Genomic DNA, 17937 nt, shown 5'->3' on the forward strand with positions numbered 1-17937 from the left:
ATTATGGAGATATTTATTTTATAGTTGTTTCCTTAACAGCAACACTTTCCATGCCTCTGCTACCTGGTTATCTTCCAGCAATTTCTTCCCGAGCTTTTCCAGTTCCTGCTTAAGCGTAGTTGGGTCATTTTTATACTTATTCAGCGTATAGGCAACTATAGGTTCAGTTTTAAAGGCCTCTACTTCGGTGTGGGTAGGTATGGTTTCGGAGTTGCCTAAGCGTGCAAGGTTGTTGCCGGTGAGTATTGCACTTTTGCGGATGTGCGGAGGTAACATGTCTATGCCGATTCCTCTGTTCTTTACCGGTTTTGGTAGCTCAAAAATACAGTCTCCGTTGGCACGCAGGTAATAATCGCCACCCATACGGGCAACGCCATCCAGTTTGTAAGGATCAATCTTTCCGTTCTCATCCAGAATATTTTCATTAATGTGCATCAGCAGCACTTCACAAATCACCAAGTTGCCGGCGCCACCTTCCGGACCTAAACTGATCACCTCATTCACCTTACATTCAAAAGAAACTGGTGCTTCCTGCACCCGAGGCGGCGCTATTAAAACAGAGGCCTCAGGTGTCAACCCTGACTTTACAAACTCATTTATGCCTCGGTCATATTCCGTGCTGGCCAACGACATTTGTTCTACAATACTATAGTTGGCAATATTGATCACCACTTCTTTTGTAGCCATCACATTCTCTAAAGTATGCTTGCTGGTGTTGTCGCGCACGCGGCGGGCAGGCGAGAAAACAAGAATCGGTGGCTTGGCACTGAACACGTTAAAAAAGCTGAACGGGCTCAGGTTCACGTTACCTTCCAGGTCGGTGGTGCTGGCAAAAGCTATCGGGCGTGGGGCAATGGCACCAAGCAGCAAAGCGTGCACTTCAGCGGTTTTAACGTCCTGTGGGTCTATGGTTTTGTAAGCCATCTGGTTTAATTTAGAATATGTAAAGCATCCTGGTTTGTACTGCTAATATACGGCATATCAGGTAAGGCGGCAATGGTAACGTTTAAGCTATAAAACCACCGGCTGAGCAGTGGTTTTATAGCTTATAGTTTTCTGGATTTGTATCGTTTATAGTTGAAATAAACCCACCCCTAACCCCTCCAAGGAGGGGAATAAAAATAGCAATTCAACAATCAACCTCCAACGATCAAGCAATTACAAAGCAGGCAGTACTTTCCCTTTCACTTCTCCGAAACCGATTCGGATACCATTCTTCTCACTAAAACCACGCATGATTACGGTGTCGTAGTCGTTGATGAACTTGCGTTCTGTGCCGTCAGCTAGTTTTATAGGTTGAGTGCCGCGCCAGGTTAGTTCCAGCATTGAGCCATATGAACCTTTATCGGAGCCGCTTATAGTTCCGGAAGCATACATGTCGCCGACCTGCAGGTTACAGCCGTTGCTGCTCTGGTGTGCCAGTTGCTGGTTCATGTTCCAGTACATGTATTTATAGTTAGAGTGGCATATACTTGTCTCCTGTCCGCTTTCCGGTTTGATCAGTACTTCCAGGTTAATATCGTAGTTATGATTGCCAGTAAATTGCAGATAAGGCAGTGGTTTTGGGTCTTGTACCGGGCCTTTTACTTTAAATGGCTCAAGTGCATCCAGCGTAACTACCCACGGAGAAATTAAGGATGCAAAACTTTTTGCCAGGAACGGGCCCAGTGGCACATATTCCCAGGTCTGCATATCCCTTGCCGACCAGTCGTTGAACAGTACCAGTCCGAAAATATAGTTATCCGCTTCGTTTGGTGTGATGCTTTCGCCAAGTTTGGTTTCTCTGCCGGTGATAAAAGCAACTTCGAGTTCAAAATCTAATAAGCGGGTTGGGCCGAAAGTTGGTAACTCAGCATCAGGCGCTTTAGTCTGTCCATTAGGTCTGCGGACATCAGTACCTGAAACAACTATAGATGAGGCGCGGCCGTGGTAACCGATCGGGATATGCTTCCAGTTTGGTAAAAGGGCATTCTTTGGATCCCGGAACATGGTACCCACGTTGGTAGCGTGCTCTATACTGGAGTAAAAATCCGTATAGTTACCAACTTTAACAGGCATCAGCATACGCACATCGCTCTGTTTTACCAGGCACTTGTCAATGAGTTCGCTGCTGCCGCTAATCTCATCATTATCGTTGCGGAGCAAAGCCGAAACACGGTTGCGCACTGCACGCCAGGTTGGTTTGCCTAAGGCAATAAAATCGTTTAGGTAAGGCCTGTGAAAAACATTCGGATCAATATCGATCAGCTCAAATAAGTTGAGCCTGGCCACTGCCAGTAAGTCAAATACATAGTCGCCGATGGCAACGCCAACACGCGGGTCTCTGTCGTCGGTCTCAAAAATGCCGAATGGGAGGTTCTGAATTGGGAAATCGCTGTTAGGTGCTATTTCTATCCAGGAATGCAGGGATGGGTCGTTGGCTTTTAACATAGTGCTGTATCGTCAGAATATAGGCAAATATAGTTATTTTGATACGGATGGGAAAGGCGATTGTTAATTGTTAAATGGTTGGAGGCTTAATTGTTGATTGCCGATTGTTGGAGGTTAAATTGTTGAATGGTTGATCAAATCCCCAAATCCCCATTGATCCCAGTACAGACGAAAAACATAAAGATCAATCCAATCTTAAAAACATTAGTAAAAACTCCTTCCGCTGTTCTTAGGGGTAGGGTGGGATGGGGTAAAACGCAACAGCCCCGGCTTAAACTATAAACCGGGGCTGCTGCGAACTATAAATACTTTTTATTATCCGTTTATAGGAGTCAGGTTAATGGCTTCTACGGCTTTAATTTCGGGGATAGCTCTTAACACAGATTGCTCTACACCGGCTTTCAGCGTCATGGTAGACATAGGGCAGGAGCCGCAGGCACCAAGCAATTCCAGCTTCAGCACCATGTCCTCGGTTACTTCCAGCACTTTCACGTTGCCGCCATCTGCCTCCAGGTACGGCCTGATCTGGTCAAGGGCACCTTCTATTCGGTTCAGGAAATCTTGATCTATGTTACTAGCTGCCATATTTCGTTAGCTTTTAATTTCTACGGGTTGCGTTTTGGCTATAGTTGCGTTGCGAACAGAAACCTGCTGCGCCACAGCCTGGGCCAACTCTCTGAAAACACCGGAAGCCGGAGAATCGTTCTGTAAAACTACCGGAGTTCCAGCATCGCCGCTCTCACGGATGCTCTGAACGATTGGAATCTGGCCTAAAAGTGGCACTTCATACTTGTCTGCCAGGGCTTTGCCGCCGCCTTCACCAAAAATGAAATATTTATTTTCAGGAAGCTCTGCAGGTGTAAAGTACGCCATATTCTCAACAACACCCAAAACAGGAACATTGATCTGTGGCTGACGGAACATCTGTAAGCCTTTCATGGCATCGGCTAAAGCTACTTTCTGAGGAGTTGTAACTATAACAGCACCTGTTACCGGCAGCGCCTGAACCATGGTTAAGTGAATGTCCGAAGTTCCCGGCGGAAGGTCAATCAGCAGGTAATCCAACTCACCCCAATCTACATCAGATATAAATTGCTTCAGAGCAGAACTTGCCATCGGGCCACGCCAGATAACAGCGCCATCAGGAGGAGTCAGGAAGCCGATAGACATCATTTTAACGCCATACTTCTCAACCGGTACAATATAGTTCTTGCCGTGGTCGCCTTGAATCATGCGCGGACGCTCATCTTCCACGCCAAACATCGTCGGCATAGAGGGTCCGAAAATGTCTGCGTCGATCAGGCCAACGCGTGCACCCGTCTCAGCAAGGGCAATTGCCAGGTTAGATGTGACTGTAGATTTACCCACACCACCTTTACCAGATGCTACCGCAATGATGTTTTTAACGCCACCAACTACAGCAGCATTATCGGTGCGGGCTGTAGTCACGCGCGAGGTCATGTTTACGGTAACTTCTGCGTCTTTATCAACCATAGTATGGATGGCGCGCACGCAGGCGTTGCGGATCATGTCTTTTAAGGGGCAGGCCGGAGTTGTAAGTATAACAGTAAAGCTTACATTTTTACCATCCACCTGTACGTCCTCTATCATGTTTAGCGTAACCAGGTCTTTTCCAAGATCGGGCTCTTCTACATAGCTGAGGGCTTTTAGTATATCTTCTTTTGTAATAGCCATAGTTGTAATATAAAGCTTGCGCTAAATTCTGCTGCAAAGATACAAACAAAATACTACAGATGCAGTCCGATATAATGGTGATATTTGTCAGTTTGATTCCTATAGTTAACTATTAAGTAGTAGTAAAGTTAAGTAGGCTGCAACCCTTTTGTAATTGCCGGGGTCTGTCAAGAATAAACCACCTTTAACCTGAATCATGAGAGAATACCTTACGCTGCTTTATATTCTTTTGGTATTACCACTTCTTACTTCCTGCCTCGATAAAGAGGAAGATGCAGCACCCGCAGCACTTCTTAAAAAATGGAACCTGTCAGCGATTGCCTATACAGATAAAGCGGATCTTCTACCACCTCAGGATGAACAGGTTTGGATAGAATTTGGAAAACAGCAGGCATCATCCGACTATTCGTTTACAGGAAATGCTGCCCCAAACAATTATTTCGGAAGACTTACCCTGACAAACGAAGGTACAAGCGGCACCATGTTGGTGGGTGATATGGCAGTTACAGTAATTGGAAGTACAAAAATGGTTAGTACTGAATTAGAAAGCGAGTATTTTGAGTTACTGGGTTTGGCCAGATCTTATACCATACAGCAAAACACGCTCATCATTACTTGCCGCGACGGGGAGAAACTGATATACAACAGTAGTAGCCAAGCAGATTAAGGTTGGTTTAAAAGCGACCTTAGAGAAAATTTAAGGGATTGAGAGAAAACTATAGTTTGTTTGGAGGCGCAATATGTTGCGTCTTTTTTTGTCTGTATCTTTATATAGGGCCTTGGTACAGGAATTTTTAAGATCAGCAGGAAGCGACTCATACCCGATTATAGTTTGAGAATAAAATCTGACCAATCTATCTGATCCGATTCATCTGCGGTTCAGACAAATTCTTATCTTTGTCATCCCTCTAAAGTGTAGTACCATGTCCCTTATTCCGAAAGAAACCGTTGACCAGATAATTCTCCAGGCTGATATAGTTGAGGTAGTGGGCGATTATGTTTCTCTGAAGAAAAAGGGGCAGAACATGTGGGCCTGCTGTCCTTTCCATCACGAAAAATCTCCTTCTTTCTCTGTATCGCCGGCTAAAGGCATTTACAAGTGCTTTGGTTGCGGCAAGGCAGGTAACTCGGTGCAGTTTATCATGGATGTGGAAGGCGCCAGTTTTCCGGAAGCACTAAAGCACCTTGCCAAAAAGTACGGCATTGAAGTACCGGAAGAAGAAACCCACGAATACAGCCAGGAGCAAAGCGAGCGCGACAGCTTATTTATAGTTTCGGAGTTCGCCAACAAACATTTTCAGCATAACTTATTTAACCACGAAGAAGGAAGTATAGGCCAGTCGTACCTGAAACAGCGTGGTATGAGCGCGGCAACTATAAAAAAGTTTGAACTAGGCTATAGTGTAGAGGCCTGGAGCGACCTGACCGACGCTGCGCTAAAAGAAGGGTACAAGCAACAATATTTAGAAGCCACCGGCCTAACTATAGTTAAAGAAGACAAGCGTTACGACAGGTTTCGGGCGCGTGTCATGTTCCCGATCCATAACATATCGGGGAGGGTAGTAGGTTTTGGTGCGCGTACCTTAAAATCAAACGACAAAAAGAGCCCGAAATACCTGAACTCCCCGGAGTCTGAGATCTACCACAAGAGCAATGTGCTTTATGGTTTGTTCCAGGCGAAGCAGGCGATGCGCATGCAGGACATGTGCTACCTGGTGGAGGGTTACCTGGATGTGATCTCGTTGCACCAGGGCGGCATCGAGAATGTTGTTTCATCGTCGGGTACATCGCTAACCGAAGGCCAGATAAAGCTGATCGCACGCTATACGCATAACATTACGGTGTTATATGATGGCGATGCGGCAGGTATAAAGGCGTCGTTACGCGGTATAGACCTTATCCTGGAACAGGGCCTGAATGTGCAGGTGGTTACTTTTCCGGAAGGCGAAGACCCGGACTCTTATATCCAGAAAGTTGGCGATACGGCATTTAAGGCCTATGTAAAGGCTAATGCCCAGGATTTTATCTCTTACAAATCGAGCATCTATGCCGAGGAAGCGAAGGGAAACCCTGTAAAGAAAGCCGAAGCGATTCGCGAGATTGTAACCACTATCTCCAAAATTCCGGACTCCATTAAGCGTTCTGTTTTCTTCCAGAGCACCAGCCTTATTTTCGATATCGATGAGCAGGTACTGATATCGGAGTACAACAAAATGCACCTGCAGGAGCGCCAGCAACAACAAAAAACCGGCAACCAGGAAGCATACATACCACAAACTATAGTTCCGGAGCCTGAAAAGGAAGTACCGGAACTGGAAGTGACCAAACGTTACGAGCGCGAAATTGTGCGCATGATCCTGCATTACCCTGACCAGGAACTGGAAGATGGCATTACCACCAGCCAGTACATGCTGGAGCAGCTCGATGACATTGAGTTTGTTACGCCGCTTTATATCCAGATCATCGATTTTGTAAAGGAAAGACTAAACAACGGCGTACTTCCGACTGCAAATGATTTCATTACTTTCCCGAAAGAAGAGATCAGAACAGAGTCTATTTCGCTGTTAGCTGAGCCCTACGAACTTAGCCCGAACTGGGAAACGCACCAGGTTTTTGTGCCCCGCGAAACCGACCTGTTACCTTACGGTGCCGAACGTGCCGTAATGCGCCTGAAACGCAGAAATGCCGAACTGCTGCTGAAACAGGAAAGCGAAAAACTACGCCTTGTAACCGACCCTACAGAAGTAGACAGAGTGTTGAAACTGATCATGAATTTAAGCTCCTACTATAAGCAGCTCGGTGACCTGCTCGGTATAGTTGTGAACAGGTAAACTATCGTTTTGCGGATACACTACAAACTATAATTGCTCATCCGGATTTGTAATCCGGATGCATCTACTATAAGGATTTGCAATCCGATTTTATACTACCAAGTAATTATGAAAGTTAAGCGGATTATAAATCCTTGTATTCTATACTTTCGGATTGCAAATCCGAAAGAGCAGTGTGTAAAACTATGGTTTAAACTATAAACTTCACTAGCTATAGTTGCCTAACTATACAAACTCTCCCTCGCGACTATAAAAATTAGCATCTTTCCTTTAGAGAAGGGTTTTAACTTTCTACCTTTGTTCAGTTTTCCGAATACCTGCTAAGCAGGCTATAGTTTAGGGTGTATGGCTTTTGAACAATGCTCCGTTTTTTATAGTTATGCTAAGTAGAAGCAACAAGTTTTCTAAAAGCTGGGCTTGAGGTAGTTACTTGCTGATCTTGATCCCGCAAAACATTTTATGGAGAATACAAACATAGAACCTATAAAACTCGATTCGATCGAGGATGCTATCGAAGATATCCGCCAGGGTAAAGTTATTATTGTGGTTGATGACGACGATCGCGAGAACGAAGGTGACTTTATCTGCGCTGCCGAGATGGTAACGCCCGAGATCATCAACTTTATGGCTACCCACGGCCGTGGCCTGATCTGTGCACCGCTTACCGAAGAGCGTTGCGAAGAACTTGGCCTGGAACTGATGGTCGGTCGTAACACAGCATTGCACGCTACACCTTTTACAGTTTCTGTGGATCTGATCGGACATGGCTGTACAACCGGTATCTCAGCATCAGACAGGGCAAAAACAATACTGGCACTTGTAGACCCGAACACAGATCCGCACTCCCTTGGAAAGCCGGGCCACATTTTTCCGCTTAAGGCTAAAAAAGAAGGTGTTTTGCGTCGTGCCGGACATACCGAAGCGGGTGTTGACTTAGCTCGCCTTGCCGGACTTGCCCCTGTAGGTGTATTGGTTGAGATCCTGAACGAAGATGGAACAATGGCTCGCCTGCCGGACCTGGTACACGTAGCAAAGCGTTTCAACCTGAAGCTGGTTTCTATTAAAGATCTGATCGCGTATCGCCTGAAAAAGGAAAGCCTGATTGACCGTGAAATTGCTGTACAGTTGCCTACGGATTTTGGTAATTTTGACTTGTATGCATTTACACAGCGCAGCAATGGCGCCAAGCACCTGGCACTTGTAAAAGGCACCTGGGAAGAAAATGAGCCTGTAATGGTACGTGTGCACTCGTCGTGCGTAACCGGCGATATTTTCGGGTCGTGCCGTTGCGATTGCGGACCACAGCTGCACGAGGCCATGCGCATGATAGAGCGTGAAGGCAAAGGCGTTATAGTTTACATGAACCAGGAAGGTCGTGGCATTGGCCTGATAAATAAACTGAAAGCCTACAAACTACAGGAACAGGGCCGCGATACTGTGGAGGCAAACCTGGAACTTGGCTTTGGTATGGATGAGCGTGACTATGGCGTGGGCGCACAGATACTGCGCGACCTTGGCGTGACTAAGATGATGCTGATCTCTAACAATCCTAAAAAACGTACAGGGCTTATTGGTTACGGGCTGGAAGTGGTGGGCAATGTGCCTATCGAAATAGCTCCGAACGAGCATAACCAGAAGTACCTGGCAACCAAACGCGACAAGTTGGGGCACGAGATTCTGAAGAGCGCAACTATAAACAGGTAACTATATCTCTATAAGGAGATTATAAATAGAGCCAGTGCAGCAATGCACTGGCTTTTGTTTTTAGTGCGTTGCCTAAATAATTATATCTGTTTTAAGAAAAGGTATACCTAAAAGGCTTGGTTTATAGTTATTACTGGTATAGGTGTGTGTGTAACTTTTTAACTATGGAGGAAAGCCTATGAAGTTTATTTTATTAACTAGATTCCTGTTCTTTTCTGCTTTAATCCTGCTCATCAGTAATGCCGCACCGGCACAAACCAGGGTAGACATTGACATACAGATATGGCCCAAAGGGGTAGTAACCCTTACTTCCGGTAAAGTGCTGGAGGGTGTTGTTACGTATTACAGGTCAAAAGATGTCATTACCATATCACAGCCCGATAACACGCTCAGTTCTCTTTCTCCGGTTAATGTAGTGCAGTTTGAGGTATCGAACGGGCACAGTGACAGACGCCATTTGTTTAGAACCATTTACTGGGACAAGGGTGAAGAATACACAGATTTTAAAATACCCATTTTCTTTGAACAGATACTTGATGGAAATACCACCCTGCTGATGCGTGAGAGCTATCACAAACGCATTATAGATCCTTACCTGGCCGAGAAGATGGATAACAGAACAACCGACCCGATGGGCTATCCGATTCAGGGCATTTACTACGACCAGATAAAGCCGCAGTTTTATGTGATGAACGGGGATGGCGAAGTGAAAGGCATACATCACATGCGTAAAGATTTTCTGAACTTCTGCGGCAAAAAGGCAACAGAGATAAAATCTTTTGTGCGCAAGCAAAAACTAAACTTCGAACAGCCCTCAGATTTTATTGCTATAGTAAATTACTACAACACACTATAAATCTCGGAGCTTAAGCACGGCGTACGTCAGCAGCAGAAACAGGCCAACGTAAAGCAACGATGGTAATGATGCCATAGCTGGAGAAAGCTGTTCTATAGGAGACGTAAGTTGCCCCACTATTTCCTGGCCCGGCATAGGCGTTAAACTATCCAATGCCTTCATCGGGAAGTATTTGTCGATGTGGTCGGGCAACTGGAAATGAATGAGCGGCTCTACAATTTTGGTGTAGGCAATAAACGCGATAATAGCCAGGCCGCTTTTGCGAATAATAAAAGCAAATAACATAGCCAGCGCCATGTAGGCAACTGCCTGCACAAAGTAATAAGGCAGGTAATCTATCTGGCTGAAAATGCCATTCACGGACTTGTCGGAACTATAGATGAGCCCGAAGTACAAGCCCAGCGCCAGCACAAACACTGTACTGAAAACAGCCAGGGCCAGCACCACATAAAATTTGCTCAACACCACTTCGGCACGCGAAAGCCCGTCTATTACCTGCTGCCTTATTGTTCTGTAACTATACTCATCGGTAACAAGCACAATTATTAATATACCCAGCAACAGGTTAAAAAAGTGGGCTACATAGGTCAGGCGCATCCAAAGGCCCGGAAACTGGAAGGTCTCGTCGCCCAGCATTTTGCCATTTATCTGCATACTGGTGCTGCCATACAATAAAAGCACCATCAGAACAGCATAAATAGCCAGTATAACCCAGAAAGTACGGTAAGGAAATATTTTACGGAACTCGGTTCGGAGTAAGTTCATCAGTATTACGATTTGATAATCTCAAGAAACTGTTTTTCGAGGCTTTTGCGGCGTGCCACTAACTGCGACAGTACAATGCCCTGTGCAAACATGTCGCGGTTAAGATCGGTGCTGGTATAGCCTTCCTGCAGGGTAAGTATAATGTAGTCTTTCTCCTGGGCAAACTGGGTAATGTACGGCAGGCGCTCCAGTAATTGCAGCACCGGGGCCAGTTCGTCGGCGCTAACTATAAGCTGCTCTTTGGCTGAAAGTATATTGCCGACCGGGCCGTTGGTTACCAGTTTTCCGGTACGTAATACCGCTACATGGGTGCATACTTTCTCTACTTCATCCAGTAGGTGACTGGCCAGAATTATAGTTTTGCCCTGCGCTGCAATGCGTAGTATCAGGTCGCGCACTTCGGCTATGCCTTGTGGATCCAGGCCGTTGGTTGGCTCGTCCAGCACCAGCACTTCAGGGTCGTTCAGCATGGCGGCGGCCAGGGCCAGGCGTTGCTTCATCCCCAATGAAAAACCCTTAAACGTTGTGTTGCTACGTGTGCCTAGACCAACCAGGTCCAGCATTTTATTTATGTTGTGGTGGTTGGCGCCTTTGTTGTCGGCTATAACCTGCAGGTTGCGTTTGGCGGTCAGGTAAGGGTAAAAATTTGGTGTTTCCAGGATGGCGCCAACACGGTGTTTGGTTGCTTTACTGATGCCTTCGCCAAACCACGAAAAACTACCGCCGCTGGGCCTGATCACATCGAGCACCATACCCAGCGTAGTGGTTTTTCCGCTTCCATTCGGGCCAAGCAAACCATAAATGCTGCCTTCTTCTACCTGCAGCGATAGTTGGTCTACTGCTTTCAGGCTTCCGTAATTCTTCGAGAGGTTATCTATACTTAAAACTATAGCCACAGAAATACTTGTTAAGGATGTTGCCCAAATGCAGGCTTAACAAATATAGTATTTTTGTTTTATAGTTGGGCAGCACTATATGTTGGGTTTTATTCTGAGGATTACCTACTTTAGGATAACCATGGAACACCTGCCGCCAGACGCTGAAACTATAAACTTTAAAAAAGAGGAGCTGACCTTACCTGCTGGCAGGGCTAATGTGCTGGCGCTTGTTTTCGCATTACCTGTATTGCTTGTGTTTATACCGGTTTATGTGTGGCTGTGGCCCGAACAGTTTGAAGCGCACACCCTGGAAAGTTTTTACCAGGCCAATAAGATGAGCGTGTTTTTTTACCCGTTGCTGCTTTTTATACCGGGTGCAGTGGTGCACGAATTACTGCATGGCCTAACCTGGGCTGTTTTCTGCAAAAAAGGGCTGAAATCTATAAAATACGGAGTGCACTGGCAAATGCTGACCCCGTATTGCCACTGCAAAGAAATGCTGCCTTTGAGAGCTTACATTCTTGGCGGATTGATGCCGGGCCTGGTATTGGGGATTTTACCAACTATAGCCGGACTTGTGCTTGGTAATATTTACCTGTTTGCGTTTGGGTTGCTGTTTACGGTTGCCGCAGGCGGCGATGCTCTTATCCTTTGGATGCTGCGAAATGCTAAAAAGCAGGATTTAGTACAGGATCACCCGGACCTGATCGGCTGTATAGTTTACCGGAAAGTTTAGGGCCCGGCTTATAGTTAAATTTTATAGTTTTATGCTTTCCCGGATGATTGCATTATGCTGTCAACATTACAAATACACCCTGATACCTTAGGCTATGACCAAATTTTACCTTGTCCTGATCTCCTTTCTGATAACTATAAACGTAAGCTGCTTTGCGCAGATCAACTCTGCTGACCTGAAGCGATTACACAACACAGCAGCCTACAAAGGGAGCCAGGAAGAACTCTTTAAAGTGCTGGCTAAAAATATCAGGTTTCCGCAGCGTGCTGTTATGAGTAATAAGCTTGTAACTATAGTTGGGGTGCTAAAAATTGACCGGAATGGGCAGATAGTAGAAGTTGGAACGCTGCATAAAGCTGATGAAAACTACACGGATGCTTTTAAGAATATAGTTGAAAAAACGAAGGGCAAGTGGGAAGCAACCAACGATACGGCAAAATACTTTTATGCTGTTATTCCTGTTCAGTTTAATTACATGGATTCAGGCTATACCTTGTTTGAAACGAATAAACCGGCTTATTTCCAGGAAACAATAGTCGTAACTGCGGCTGGCACACGGGGTGCTTTTACCGGACTGTATGAAAAATATGAAAGCGAACTTATAGCCCAGGTTAACGAATTATCAAAAAAAGAAGTCTATTCCGAAGCTGTAAAGCCGATGATAGAACTCGTAAACCTGCAACCTCTGCATATAGGTTACTACGACCCGTTGATAGGATTGCTTAAAAAAGCAGGCAACAACGCTGATGCGGCGCATTACGAACAGGTAAAAGCACTTCTTTCAGGGCAGTAATAAATTATAATCAATAAATACCCTTGCGAGGATAAACTATAGCAAGTTGATGTTTCTATAGTTAAGTTTTTTTAATCAGCTGCAAGTTTTACCCAACTGCACTTCTGCAGCGCTAAAATCTACACCGTTTTTACTATATTGTTTGCTTAACCTGCCAGTGGTGGGTTGAGTTTGCTTTTATCTTATAAATCACACCATGAGAAAACTTTTACTCCTGCTGTTGCTGGCAATAACTATAGTTCCGGTTGTTGCGCAGCGTGCCCTTAACCCTGACTCTACAGTTACAACCAAACAACAGGTTACTGTTAAAGGCAAACGCATTGCCTATAATGCTACAACCGGCATGCAGCCCGTTTGGGACGAGAATGGCAAAACAATAGCAGGCTTATTTTATACTTACTATGAACGCTCCGATATAAAAGACCGCGCTACTCGTCCGCTGGTTATCTCTTTTAACGGAGGCCCCGGTTCTGCTTCGGTTTGGATGCACATTGCTTACACAGGTCCAAGGTTGCTGAATATTGATGATGAAGGCTACCCGGTGCAACCGTATGGCTACCGCGAAAACCCGGAATCGATACTGGATGTGGCGGATATTGTGTATGTAAACCCGGTGAACACGGGCTACTCGCGCATGGCCGAAGGCGTGGATAAAGACAAGCTAAAAGAGAAGTTTTTCGGGGTAAATGCTGATGTAAAGTACCTGGCCGAGTGGATAAACACGTTTGTGACGCGCAAAGGCCGATGGGCATCTCCAAAATACCTGATAGGGGAGAGCTACGGAACCACCCGCGTTTCTGGCCTGGCCCTGGAACTGCAGAACTCCCACTGGATGTACCTGAACGGCGTAATCCTGGTATCGCCAACCGACCTGGGCATTGAGCGCAGCGGACCGGTTGATGCGGCCCTGCGATTGCCTTACTTTGCGGCTACCGCCTGGTATCACAAAAAGCTACCGCAAGACCTGCAGCAAAAAGACCTGAATGTAGTGTTAGCCGAAGTAGAAACCTTTACTACCGACGAACTTATTCCGGCCCTAGTGCAGGGTGGCTTTATTGAGGATACCCGTAAAAAGGAAATGGTAACTAAAATGGCACGCTATGCCGGTATCTCAGAGCAAAGCATACGCAACTATAACCTGGATGTGCCTACCAACTTTTTCTGGAAAGAGCTGCTCCGCAACGAGGGCTACACAGTTGGCCGCCTCGACTCGCGCTACAAAGGCATAGACCGCCAGGATGCCGGCGACCGCCCTGATTTTAATGCTGAACTAACTGCCTGGCTGCATGCTTTTACGCCAGCCATAAACATGTACCTGCGTGATGAGCTGAAATTTAAAACCGATGTTAAGTATAACATGTTCGGGCCGGTACACCCTTGGAACCGTGGTAACGACCGCACCGGTGAAAACCTGCGCCAGGCAATGGCTCAAAACCCATACCTGCATGTGTTGTTCCAGGCGGGCTATTACGATGGCGCTACCGATTATTTTAACTCCAAGTATAGTATGTGGCAATTAGACCCAAGTGGCAAACTAAAAGACCGCCTCAGCTGGAAAGGCTACCGCAGCGGCCACATGATGTACCTGCGCAAAGAAGACCTGGTAAAAAGCAACGAAGACCTGCGTGAGTTTATCAAAAAATCGCTGCCGAAAGCTGGTCAGCCGGCGATGTATTAGTGAAACTATAGCTTGTTGATATGAAAAGGCTGCTTTACTTTGCTCTTATACTATTATTTGCCTGCAGCAAACAGGTAGATGAACCAACTGAACAAGAAAAACAGCTTACTCAACAGCTAATTGGTGATTGGGTGCCAGCGGGACATGTGCCTTATGCACCTGATAAGAAAACCGATTTTCCGCCACCACCTGGGGGAGTTATTCTATATGGCTATACTTTTCATCCTAATGGGGTCGCTGAGTTTAAATATGGATTCTACAAAGTGAAACTGGGGAAGGAAAGAAGGGACAGGCGATTTTACTACCTCGGAAACCGAACCACCTACAAAGTAAACAACGATACTGTTTCAATTTTCAATCGGACAGATTCTGTCTGGATAGACTTGCCGATTGCGCGCATCACTTTAGATACTATGTCTGTTAGAGGAGATGATAGTTTTGTGAACTTCAGGCGGGCAAACTATAACCTGAAAGATGCGCCGACATTTGATGCAATTGTGTTATCTACTTCCGGTTGTTATGGTTCTTGCCCTATCTCAAGTACAATGATCTCTTCTGATGGTAAGGTGCTTTTCTTTGGAGCGAAGTATACAACCAAAGAAGGTTTAATGGAAGGAAACATCACTGAAAAGATGTATAAAAAGCTACAGGAAAACTTCCAAAAGTCGGGGATTGATACGTTAGATGAAAGATACGCTGCTGGGGGAACAGACATGGAAGAAATCTCTGTGACCTTCATCAAGAATGGTAAGATTTATAAAACTATAAGAGATTATGGCAAAGAAGGACCTCATGAACTTCTTTGGGCACAGATTCCTTTGCGTTACCTTTATCAGAATACAGTCCTAAAACCACTTTCGCCTGATAATACTCCTTTTTACACCTATCTCTATAATTTTGAGTTTGAGCAAGGAGACAAGACACTTGAATTATCCCAGTCTGAAAGTTTTCTACTTTGGAATTATCTACGGACAGCGAAGAAAACCAATACAGCATTTAAACCTCGCTTCGATTTAGTACACTATGGTAATTATTATTGGTTTCCGTCTATAACAGAAGAAATGAATGGTGAAGGCTATGAAGCAGAAAAGAAAGAGAAGTTTATACCTATTAAGACCGATGGCCGCTACTATACCTTTTACAGAGACAGAGAAAAACCTGAGACAGTAGACATTGGTTTCAATTTCTTCGATACTAATTTTAAAGAATCAGATCTCAAAATACAGGACTATTAATCATTACTCACTATTCATTAAACAACTTTGGCAACTATAAAACTATACCAGATAGACGCTTTTACGGATAAAGTATTCGGAGGAAACCCGGCAGCTGTGTGCGTGTTGGATGCATGGCTCGATGATGCAACGATGCAAAACATCGGCGCTGAAAACAACCTGGCCGAAACAGCTTTTGTAGTGCCCAAAAGAGAGGGTTATGAGATACGCTGGTTTACGCCAACCATAGAAGTAGACCTGTGCGGACATGCTACACTGGCAGCGGCGTATGTGCTTTTCAGGTACTATAACCACCCAACTGCTACTATAAACCTGCACTCTCTCCGAAGCGGTTTGTTACGGGTACAAAAACAAGGCAATGCCCTAACGTTGGATTTTCCGACGGATGAATATACGGCAGTAGAAACCCCTGAGGCACTGGTACAAGCTTTTGGCAAAACGCCACAGGAAACCTACAAAGGCAAAACCGATTACCTGCTGATCTATAGTTCGGAAGAGCATGTAGCTAGCTTTAACCCGGATACTAACCTGGTAAATTCAGTGGATGCACGTGGCGTTATAGTATCAGCGCCTGGTAAGGAAGTGGATTTTGTGTCTCGGTTTTTCTGTCCGCAGGTAGGTATTGTAGAAGACCCGGTTACAGGCTCGGCGCATACCACGCTCACTCCTTACTGGAGCAACCGGTTGGGCAAACAGGTGATGTCGGCTAAGCAGTTATCTAAAAGGCAAGGCAACCTGACCTGCGAGTACCTCGGCGATAGGGTGAAAATTACCGGGAAGGCTGTTACATACCTTACCGGAGAAATAGAGATATAAACTATAATCAAAAGGCTCTGCAGAAATGCAGGGCCTTTTTTACAGAAGCTTTTCTATGGTTCGTAGATAAAGGTACCTGTCAGGTATAAATCTGATCCCAAAACTTTTCATCCTGTTCAAACAACTATAACTTGCTTATTAAACTTTACTCACTGCACATGCAAACTCTGAAAAAAACACTTCTACTTATAATGCTCATTGCCTGCTGGGCCTGCACATCTACCAAATCCGAAGTTGAAAATACCGATGTAGTAACGATGGACCAACTGGCTGAACGCTACGTAAAGGCGGTACTCAAACTTGGCCAATACGACAGCGATATAGTTGATGCTTACTATGGCCCCGAGGAATGGAGACCGACCGGCGAACCTGCCGACTCGCTTCCGGCAGAAGAATTTTTAGCCGAGTTTAAAACCATACAGCAGCAACTGCAGGCACAGGACACAACTAACCTGCCTGCCGATGAAAAGCGCCGACTGGCCATGTTCAAAAAACAGATCATCGCGGCTATTACCAAAGTAGAAATGATGCAGGGCAAAACCTATAGTTTTGATGAAGAAGCCAAGCTGTTATATGATGCCGAACCACCTCGTTACGAACTAGCGCATTTCGAAAAAATTCTATCAGCTATAGATAAGCAACTGCCCGGCAAAGGGCCTATAGCCGCCCGTTGGGATGCTTACCGCGCTAAGTTCGAGATACCAAAAGCGAAACTGGATACTGTTTTTAATGCCGCCATTGCCGAGGCCCGAACCCGAACCAAGGCCCACTATAAATTGCCCGAAAATGAAAACTTTACCCTGGAGTTTGTGACAGATAAAGCCTGGTCGGGTTACAATTACTACAAAGGCAAAGGCTATAGTTTAATACAGATCAACACCGATTTTCCGATTTACATTGAGCGCGCCATAGACCTTGCTTCGCACGAAGGGTACCCGGGCCACCATGTGTTTAACGTGTTGCTGGAGCAGAACTTAGTGGATAAAAAAGGCTGGAAAGAATTCTCGGTTTACCCGCTGTTTTCGCCGCAGAGCTTAATTGCGGAAGGTAGCGCCAACTATGGCATTGATGTGGCTTTCCCGGCCGGCGACCGCATGAAGTTTGAGAAAGAAGTGCTGTTTCCGCTGGCTGGCTTAAACGCGGCAGAAGCTGATCGCTACTATGCCATACTCGATAAGATTGGCCAGTTGGATTTTGCCGGAAACGAAGCAGCCAGACTATATCTTAACGGCGAGATTACAAGAGTACAGGCCGCTGAGATGCTGGTTAAATATAACCTGTATGCCAAAGATAAAGCCCTGCAACGCACCCGCTTCATGGATAAGTATCGCAGCTACGTGATAAACTATAACCTGGGGCAACAACTGGTACGCAACTATATTGAGGCTAATGGCGGTACCGACAACAACCCTGAAAAACGCTGGGAATTGTTTGGGGAGCTACTTTCCAATCCTAACACAGCTTCGATGCTCAGGTAAAACTTAGTACAGCTTAGCTGCTGAAGGAATTAAATCAGGAGC

At 45.6% G+C, this 17937-nt stretch carries 16 protein-coding genes; 10 read left to right on the forward strand and 6 right to left on the reverse strand.

Annotated elements, in window-relative coordinates:
• Positions 1–18 precede the first annotated feature (18 nt).
• The 4 genes from ABS362_RS05405 to ABS362_RS05420 form a co-directional block, all read right to left on the reverse strand.
• The gene (locus tag ABS362_RS05405; RefSeq protein ID WP_350411314.1) at positions 19–924 is read right to left on the reverse strand and encodes a flavin reductase family protein; all 906 of its coding nucleotides are present in this window, start codon (positions 922–924) and stop codon (positions 19–21) included.
• Between the two features lie 234 nt (positions 925–1158).
• Complete coding sequence (fahA, locus tag ABS362_RS05410; protein WP_350411315.1) at positions 1159–2430, reverse strand: fumarylacetoacetase; 1272 nt, start codon at positions 2428–2430, stop codon at positions 1159–1161.
• A gap of 315 nt (positions 2431–2745) precedes the next feature.
• Positions 2746–3015, reverse strand: a complete 270-nt coding sequence (locus ABS362_RS05415; RefSeq protein ID WP_350411316.1) for a NifU family protein — start codon at positions 3013–3015, stop codon at positions 2746–2748.
• A 6-nt stretch (positions 3016–3021) separates the two neighbouring features.
• Positions 3022–4125, reverse strand: a complete 1104-nt coding sequence (locus ABS362_RS05420; protein ID WP_350411318.1) for an Mrp/NBP35 family ATP-binding protein — start codon at positions 4123–4125, stop codon at positions 3022–3024.
• A gap of 196 nt (positions 4126–4321) precedes the next feature.
• On the opposite strand from ABS362_RS05420, the gene ABS362_RS05425 reads away from it, so the two are divergent.
• The 4 genes from ABS362_RS05425 (at position 4322) to ABS362_RS05440 (ending at position 9516) form a co-directional block, all read left to right on the forward strand.
• Complete coding sequence (locus tag ABS362_RS05425) at positions 4322–4792, forward strand: META domain-containing protein (protein WP_350411319.1); 471 nt, start codon at positions 4322–4324, stop codon at positions 4790–4792.
• A 256-nt stretch (positions 4793–5048) separates the two neighbouring features.
• A complete protein-coding gene (gene dnaG, locus ABS362_RS05430; RefSeq protein ID WP_350411321.1) occupies positions 5049–6956 on the forward strand; it encodes a DNA primase in 1908 nt (635 codons plus the stop codon).
• Between the two features lie 459 nt (positions 6957–7415).
• Positions 7416–8660, forward strand: a complete 1245-nt coding sequence (locus tag ABS362_RS05435) for a bifunctional 3,4-dihydroxy-2-butanone-4-phosphate synthase/GTP cyclohydrolase II (protein ID WP_350411322.1) — start codon at positions 7416–7418, stop codon at positions 8658–8660.
• Positions 8661–8838: 178 nt separating this feature from the next.
• The gene (locus ABS362_RS05440; protein ID WP_350411323.1) at positions 8839–9516 is read left to right on the forward strand and encodes a hypothetical protein; all 678 of its coding nucleotides are present in this window, start codon (positions 8839–8841) and stop codon (positions 9514–9516) included.
• Here the strand turns inward: ABS362_RS05440 and ABS362_RS05445 are convergent.
• The gene (locus tag ABS362_RS05445) at positions 9511–10281 is read right to left on the reverse strand and encodes an ABC transporter permease (protein ID WP_350411324.1); all 771 of its coding nucleotides are present in this window, start codon (positions 10279–10281) and stop codon (positions 9511–9513) included. The two genes, ABS362_RS05440 and ABS362_RS05445, sit on opposite strands and share 6 nt — an antisense overlap.
• Before the next feature lie 5 nt (positions 10282–10286).
• The gene (locus ABS362_RS05450) at positions 10287–11177 is read right to left on the reverse strand and encodes an ABC transporter ATP-binding protein (protein ID WP_350411326.1); all 891 of its coding nucleotides are present in this window, start codon (positions 11175–11177) and stop codon (positions 10287–10289) included.
• 121 nt (positions 11178–11298) lie between these two features.
• Here ABS362_RS05450 and ABS362_RS05455 point away from each other — a divergent pair, with 121 nt between their 5' ends.
• The 6 genes from ABS362_RS05455 (at position 11299) to ABS362_RS05480 (ending at position 17895) form a co-directional block, all read left to right on the forward strand.
• Entirely contained in the window at positions 11299–11895 is a 597-nt protein-coding gene (locus ABS362_RS05455) for a DUF3267 domain-containing protein (RefSeq protein WP_350411328.1), read from the forward strand.
• Positions 11896–11989: 94 nt separating this feature from the next.
• Positions 11990–12688, forward strand: coding sequence for a hypothetical protein (locus ABS362_RS05460; protein ID WP_350411329.1), 699 nt, complete (start codon positions 11990–11992; stop codon positions 12686–12688).
• A 196-nt stretch (positions 12689–12884) separates the two neighbouring features.
• Positions 12885–14366 carry a S10 family peptidase gene (locus tag ABS362_RS05465; protein WP_350411330.1) on the forward strand — a complete coding sequence of 494 codons (1482 nt, stop codon included), beginning with the start codon at positions 12885–12887 and terminating at the stop codon, positions 14364–14366.
• 20 nt (positions 14367–14386) lie between these two features.
• Positions 14387–15601: a DUF6438 domain-containing protein gene (locus tag ABS362_RS05470; protein ID WP_350411332.1), complete on the forward strand. Its 1215-nt coding sequence runs from the start codon at positions 14387–14389 to the stop codon at positions 15599–15601.
• Positions 15602–15628: 27 nt separating this feature from the next.
• On the forward strand, positions 15629–16417 hold the full coding sequence (locus ABS362_RS05475; protein ID WP_350411333.1) for a PhzF family phenazine biosynthesis protein: 789 nt from the start codon (positions 15629–15631) through the stop codon (positions 16415–16417).
• Positions 16418–16575: 158 nt separating this feature from the next.
• The gene (locus ABS362_RS05480; RefSeq protein WP_350411335.1) at positions 16576–17895 is read left to right on the forward strand and encodes a hypothetical protein; all 1320 of its coding nucleotides are present in this window, start codon (positions 16576–16578) and stop codon (positions 17893–17895) included.
• Positions 17896–17937 lie beyond the last annotated feature (42 nt).

This window comes from Pontibacter populi (assembly GCF_040278685.1).
Lineage (GTDB): Bacteria > Bacteroidota > Bacteroidia > Cytophagales > Hymenobacteraceae > Pontibacter > Pontibacter populi.

What these genes read in the sequence shown, in the direction of transcription:
- ABS362_RS05455 (WP_350411328.1), top strand. Translation starts at nt 11,299, where the DNA reads ATGGAACACCTGCCGCCAGACGCTGAAACTATAAACTTTAAAAAAGAG.
- ABS362_RS05405 (WP_350411314.1), bottom strand. Translation starts at nt 924, where the DNA reads ATGGCTTACAAAACCATAGACCCACAGGACGTTAAAACCGCTGAAGTG.
- ABS362_RS05415 (WP_350411316.1), bottom strand. Translation starts at nt 3,015, where the DNA reads ATGGCAGCTAGTAACATAGATCAAGATTTCCTGAACCGAATAGAAGGT.
- ABS362_RS05460 (WP_350411329.1), top strand. Translation starts at nt 11,990, where the DNA reads ATGACCAAATTTTACCTTGTCCTGATCTCCTTTCTGATAACTATAAAC.
- ABS362_RS05420 (WP_350411318.1), bottom strand. Translation starts at nt 4,125, where the DNA reads ATGGCTATTACAAAAGAAGATATACTAAAAGCCCTCAGCTATGTAGAA.
- dnaG (WP_350411321.1), top strand. Translation starts at nt 5,049, where the DNA reads ATGTCCCTTATTCCGAAAGAAACCGTTGACCAGATAATTCTCCAGGCT.
- ABS362_RS05465 (WP_350411330.1), top strand. Translation starts at nt 12,885, where the DNA reads ATGAGAAAACTTTTACTCCTGCTGTTGCTGGCAATAACTATAGTTCCG.
- ABS362_RS05480 (WP_350411335.1), top strand. Translation starts at nt 16,576, where the DNA reads ATGCAAACTCTGAAAAAAACACTTCTACTTATAATGCTCATTGCCTGC.
- ABS362_RS05435 (WP_350411322.1), top strand. Translation starts at nt 7,416, where the DNA reads ATGGAGAATACAAACATAGAACCTATAAAACTCGATTCGATCGAGGAT.
- ABS362_RS05445 (WP_350411324.1), bottom strand. Translation starts at nt 10,281, where the DNA reads ATGAACTTACTCCGAACCGAGTTCCGTAAAATATTTCCTTACCGTACT.
- ABS362_RS05440 (WP_350411323.1), top strand. Translation starts at nt 8,839, where the DNA reads ATGAAGTTTATTTTATTAACTAGATTCCTGTTCTTTTCTGCTTTAATC.
- ABS362_RS05425 (WP_350411319.1), top strand. Translation starts at nt 4,322, where the DNA reads ATGAGAGAATACCTTACGCTGCTTTATATTCTTTTGGTATTACCACTT.
- ABS362_RS05470 (WP_350411332.1), top strand. Translation starts at nt 14,387, where the DNA reads ATGAAAAGGCTGCTTTACTTTGCTCTTATACTATTATTTGCCTGCAGC.
- fahA (WP_350411315.1), bottom strand. Translation starts at nt 2,430, where the DNA reads ATGTTAAAAGCCAACGACCCATCCCTGCATTCCTGGATAGAAATAGCA.